The organism is Pseudomonas agronomica, assembly GCF_025917275.1.
GTDB classification, from domain to species: Bacteria; Pseudomonadota; Gammaproteobacteria; order Pseudomonadales; family Pseudomonadaceae; genus Aquipseudomonas; species Aquipseudomonas agronomica.
The window spans coordinates 1-5,246 of the sequence record NZ_JAOSHO010000364.1; the positions used below are offsets into that span (position 1 = coordinate 1).

Sequence of the window (5,246 nt, forward strand, 5' to 3'; positions counted from 1 at the left end):
GAGGCCATCAGCTCCAACACCGACCGCTGATCCAATTTTGAAACATCTGCCGACTACGCTGGTCCATCCCAGCTGCTAGGCTGCTTTGCAGGCCTTCATTTCGACAGAATTCTTGCCCATGCTCGTGCCGTTGCTGTTCGCCTGTGGTCTCGTCCTGGCTGCCACCCCGGCCATGGCCATGACCATCTACAAATCCACCGATGCCAATGGTGTGGTCTCCTATAGCGACCGCCCCAGCAAGGGTTCGCAGGTGTTCGTGTTCCGCGACCGCATGGTCGAGCGCCTTGAGCGGCAGGTGTTCCTCGATATCAAGAAGCAGAAGGGCGCGGACGCAGTGTACGTGCGCAATGACCTGTATGCGCCCGTGGAGATCGAGCTGAGTTTCGCCGGGCTGCGCAACGTGAGCGGTGCGCCGAGCCGGCCGATTCGTCGGGTAATGCCAGCACGCAGCAACCTGCGCCTGGCGCTGCTGACGGCGACGCGACCGGGAAGGCCGCTGGCGTATACCCCAAGGTTCGAATACTCCTTGGGCGACCCGGCAGGCGCCGCACAGGCCTATCAATATCCGTTGCCGTGGCGCGGCGGGCCGTTTCGGCTGAGCCAGGGCGCCAACGGTCAATACAGCCATTACGGCCCGAAGAGCCGCTACGCCATGGACATCGCCATGCCCGTAGGCACGCCGATCATCGCGGCGCGGGGCGGCGTGGTGGTCAAGACCGAGAACGAGCAGACCGGGCGTGGCACCGATCCTTCGGGCAACTTCGTGCGCGTGCTGCACGATGACGGGACCATGGGCGTTTATCTGCACCTGCAAAAAGGTTCGGTGAGCGTCAGGGAAGGGCAGCGGGTCATGGTGGGTACGCCGTTGGCGCTGTCGGGCAACACCGGCAACAGCTCAGGCCCGCACTTGCACTTCGTGGTGCAGCGCAACACCGGGCTGGGCTTGGTGTCGATTCCCTACCAGTTCAACCAACCGGTGGGCGAGCTGCCCAACTTTGCGTTGGGCAAGCAGTAGCACTCACGCTGGATGGGCTTTTCGTGGCGAGGGAGCTTGCTCCCGCCGGGTCGCGGAGCGGCCCCAAAAGCGACGACTGCTGCGCAGCCGAGCGGGAGCAAGCTCCCTCGCCACAGGGGGGGCGCCTGTTGGAACTCAATCGAGCATCAACACCTTCGCCAGGATGATCTTCGGCCCTTTCATCTTCTTGATGATGATCCGCAGGCCTTCGACTTCCAGCACTTCTTCCTCTTCCGGCACGCGCTTGAGGGTTTCATAGACCAGCCCGGCCAGCGTTTCCGCCTCGATATGATCCAGGTCGATCCCCAGCAGGCGCTCGACCTTGAACAGCGGCGTGTCGCCGCGCACCAGCAGCTTGCCCGGCTGGTAGGCCAGGATCCCGCGTTCGGCCTTGCGGTGTTCGTCCTGGATATCGCCTACCAACACTTCCAGCACGTCTTCCATGGTCAGGTAGCCGATGATGTTGCCATCGGCTTCCTCGACCACGGCGAAGTGCGAGCCGCCCTTGCGGAACTGCTCCAGCAACTGCGACAACGGCATGTGCCGCGACACGCGCTCCAGCGGCCGGGTCAGTTCAGCCAGGTTGAACGACTCGGGAATGTGGTCCAGGGCGGCCAGTTCCAGCAGCAGGTCCTTGATGTGCAGCAGGCCGACGAACTCCTGTCGCTCGCTGTCATACACCGGGTAACGACTGAATTTGTGGCGGCGGAACAGCGCGAGGATTTCCTTGAGCGGCGCGTTGAACTCCAGCGTCACCAGGTCTTCCCGGGAGTTCGCCCAGTCCACCACTTCCAGCTCGCCCATCTCCACGGCGGAGGCCAGCACGCGCATGCCTTGGTCGCTCGGGTCCTGGCCACGGCTGGAATGCAGGATCAGCTTCAGCTCCTCGCGACTGTAATGGTGTTCATGATGCGGCCCGGGCTCGCCTTGGCCGGCAATGCGCAAGATGGCGTTGGCGCTGGCATTGAGCAGGTAGATCGCCGGGTACATCGCCCAGTAGAACAGGTACAGCGGCACGGCCGTCCACAGCGACAGCAGCTCGGGTTTGCGGATGGCCCAGGACTTGGGCGCCAGCTCACCGACCACGATGTGCAGGTAAGAAATGATGAAGAACGCGGTGAAGAACGATACGCCCTTGATCACTTCCGGCGACTGGACGCCGACCGCGCCGAGCAACGGTTCGAGGATGTGGGCGAACGCCGGCTCACCGACCCAGCCCAGGCCCAGGGAGGCCAGGGTGATGCCCAATTGGCAAGCCGACAGGTAGGCGTCGAGTTGGCTGTGGACAGTGCGCAGGATATGCCCGCGCCAGCCGTTCTGCTCGGCGATGGCCTCGACCCGGGTCGAGCGCAGCTTGACCATGGCGAATTCGGCCGCAACGAAAAAACCGTTGAGCAGGACCAGGATCAGAGCAAAGAGAATCATGCCGAATTCGGCGAAGAGCGTAACGAGGGACAAGCCAGGGGAAGGGTCCATGATGGGGTTTTGCGGGTTCCGTATGTTCGTAGAGTTGAAAATCAGCGCCTGAAAAGGCAGGCACAAGTCAGCCAATGTAGCGGCTGACTGGTCGATTGCCTAGAGGGGACGGCCGGTCGGTATCACTCGTCGCGGCTTGAACGCCGCCCGTGAACCACCTGGGCCGGGGTGAAATGGCAGGTAAACGTACTGCCGTGGCCGGGCACGCTGCTGATTTCCATGCGCCCGCGATGACGCAGCAGAACGTGTTTGACGATGGCCAATCCCAAGCCGGTTCCGCCGGTGTTGGAGTTGCGGCTGGAGTCGACCCGGTAGAACCGTTCGGTCAAGCGCGGCAGGTGCTTGCTGTCGATGCCGATGCCGGAGTCACGCACGCTCAGGTGCGCGCCTTGCTCATCGCCCCACCAGCGGACGTGGATCCGCCCTTGCTCCGGCGTGTACTTGACCGCGTTGAACACCAGGTTGGAAAACGCGCTGCGCAGTTCCGCCTCGCTGCCCTTGAGTTGTACGGAGGGGTCGGCTTCAAGCGTGATCGCCTGTTGCTTGGGGCCGGACAGCTCTTGCGCATCTTCGGCGATGGTCTGCAGCAGCTCCTCGATGGGCACCGGCTGGTTGTCCGATGGGTAATCGGTGGCTTCCAGCTTGGCCAGCAACAGCAGGTCGTTGAGCAGGGTCTGCATGCGTCCGCTCTGCTGATGCATCTGCTGCAAGGCCCGGCTCCAACGGGGGTTCACCTCCTCGACGTTGTCGAGCAGGGTTTCCAGATAGCCACAGATAACCGTCAATGGCGTGCGCAATTCATGGGACACGTTGGCGATGAAATCCTTGCGCATCTGCTCCAGTTGATGAATGCGCGTCACGTCCCGCACCAGCATCAAATGCTCGTTGTTGCCGTAGCGGGTGATGTAGAGCTGGATGCGCAGCCGATCGTTGGTCGGCGAGGGGATTTCCAGCGGCTCGGCGTAATTGTCCTGCTCGAAATATTCCTTGAAGCGCGGGTGGCGCACCAGGTTGGTCACCGGTTGCCCGCTGTCCTGGGGCGTCTTGAGGCCCAGCAGGGTTTCGGCGGCGCGGTTCCACCATTCCAGGTTGCCGTCGCTGTCGAGCATGATCACCGCGTCCTTCAGTGCCGCGGTGGACTCCTGGACACGGTCGATCACGGCTTGCAGGCGGCCCCGAACGCGCTGGTCGCGCCGTTGCAGGTGGTAGATGCTGTCGAACACCTCGCCCCACAGGCCATAGCCGTCAGGCGGGGCTTCGTCGGGTTGGTGCAGGCGCAGCCACTCGTGCAGGCGCAACAACTGCTTGAGCGTCCAGGCCAGGTAGAGCCCCAGGCCCGCGGCCAGGCTCCAGCCGTAATACCCGGTGATCAGGCCGATCAACAGGCAACCGGTAACCAGCAACAACATGTGGCGAATCAGGGTGCCATGCCAGTTTTGATTCACGTGACGCGCGTCCTTGTCAGCTTGTCGGGCGGTAAGGGCTCGGATCAGGCCTTTGTCGAAAAACGATAACCGGTGCCGCGCACGGTTTGTACCAGATTCTCGTAGGCATCGCCGAGGGCTTTGCGCAGGCGGCGGATGTGTACGTCCACGGTGCGCTCCTCGACATACACGTTGCCGCCCCAGACCTGGTCCAGCAGCTGTCCACGGGTGTAGGCGCGCTCCTGGTGGGTCATGAAAAACTGCAGCAGGCGGTATTCGGTCGGGCCCATCTCGGCGGGTTTGCCGTCGATGGTCACGCGATGGCTGATCGGATCGAGCAGCAGGCCGCCGACTTCGATGGGCGCCTCGCCATCGGTCGGCCCGGCGCGACGCAGAACGGCCTTGAGGCGCGCGACCAGTTCTCGTGGGGAAAACGGCTTGGTGATGTAGTCGTCGGCGCCGACTTCCAGGCCCTGGATCTTGTTGTCCTCTTCGCCCTTGGCGGTGAGCATGATGATCGGGATATCACCGGTCAGCTCATCACGCTTGAGGCGCCGCGCCAGCTCGATGCCGGACGTGCCGGGCAGCATCCAGTCCAGCAGGATCAGGTCGGGCTTGCGGTCGACGATGATGGCGTGGGCCTGTTGGGAGTTCTCTGCTTCCATGCAGTCATAGCCGGCCATCTCCAACGCAACGGCGATCATCTCGCGGATGGGCGCCTCGTCGTCGACGATCAGAATGCTCCTGCCAACCATGGGGTAATCCTCTTGTCATTTAACTGTCTTGCGCCGCATTAGATAACGGAATTATTGCAGTCGTGTGACAGAAATTTCTGTGCGAGGCAGCAAAGGGGATCCTGGACTACGCTTTTCAGTCCGAATCCTGACAACTACAAAGGAAGGTTTCCATGAATCACTTCACCCAATCCATCAAGGTGCTGGGGCTGGTGGCTGCGCTGGCATTGCCTGGGATGGCGTTCGCGGCGGGCGAGCCGGCGATGGCCAAGGATGGCGTGCTGACCACGCATGAGGGCATGACGCTGTATACGTTCGACAAGGATGCGGGCGACAAATCGATGTGCAACGGCCAATGCGCAACCAACTGGCCGCCGCTCATGGCTGACAGCACCGCCATGCCCAGCGGTGACTGGACCGTAATTACCCGCGACGATAACAAGTCACAGTGGGCCTACAAGGGTAAGCCGCTTTACACCTACATCGACGACAAGAAGGCGGGTGAAAAGACCGGTGACGAAAAGGGTAAAGTTTGGCATGTCGCCAAGCCCTGACTGACTGCTCGAACCGCTTTCCGTGGCGAGGGAGCTTGCTCCC

Annotated in this window: 5 protein-coding genes; 2 read left to right on the forward strand and 3 right to left on the reverse strand. The window is 62.3% G+C overall.

Annotated features, from left to right (window positions below; all coding sequences use genetic code 11):
• Window positions 1–118: 118 nt before the first annotated feature.
• A complete protein-coding gene (locus OC610_RS20585; protein WP_264430299.1) occupies window positions 119–1,015 on the forward strand; it encodes a peptidoglycan DD-metalloendopeptidase family protein in 897 nt (298 codons plus the stop codon).
• A gap of 135 nt (window positions 1,016–1,150) precedes the next feature.
• Here the strand turns inward: OC610_RS20585 and OC610_RS20590 are convergent, their stop codons facing one another.
• The 3 genes from OC610_RS20590 to phoB all read right to left on the reverse strand — a co-directional run bounded on the left by OC610_RS20590 (window position 1,151) and on the right by phoB (window position 4,670).
• Window positions 1,151–2,491, reverse strand: coding sequence for a hemolysin family protein (locus OC610_RS20590; RefSeq protein ID WP_181288308.1), 1,341 nt, complete (start codon window positions 2,489–2,491; stop codon window positions 1,151–1,153).
• Window positions 2,492–2,613: 122 nt separating this feature from the next.
• The gene (gene phoR, locus OC610_RS20595) at window positions 2,614–3,900 is read right to left on the reverse strand and encodes a phosphate regulon sensor histidine kinase PhoR (protein WP_264430304.1); all 1,287 of its coding nucleotides are present in this window, start codon (window positions 3,898–3,900) and stop codon (window positions 2,614–2,616) included.
• 80 nt (window positions 3,901–3,980) lie between these two features.
• The gene (gene phoB, locus OC610_RS20600; protein ID WP_003177195.1) at window positions 3,981–4,670 is read right to left on the reverse strand and encodes a phosphate regulon transcriptional regulator PhoB; all 690 of its coding nucleotides are present in this window, start codon (window positions 4,668–4,670) and stop codon (window positions 3,981–3,983) included.
• 152 nt (window positions 4,671–4,822) lie between these two features.
• Here phoB and OC610_RS20605 point away from each other — a divergent pair, with 152 nt between their 5' ends.
• The gene (locus tag OC610_RS20605; RefSeq protein ID WP_264430302.1) at window positions 4,823–5,203 is read left to right on the forward strand and encodes a COG4315 family predicted lipoprotein; all 381 of its coding nucleotides are present in this window, start codon (window positions 4,823–4,825) and stop codon (window positions 5,201–5,203) included.
• Window positions 5,204–5,246: the final 43 nt, after the last annotated feature.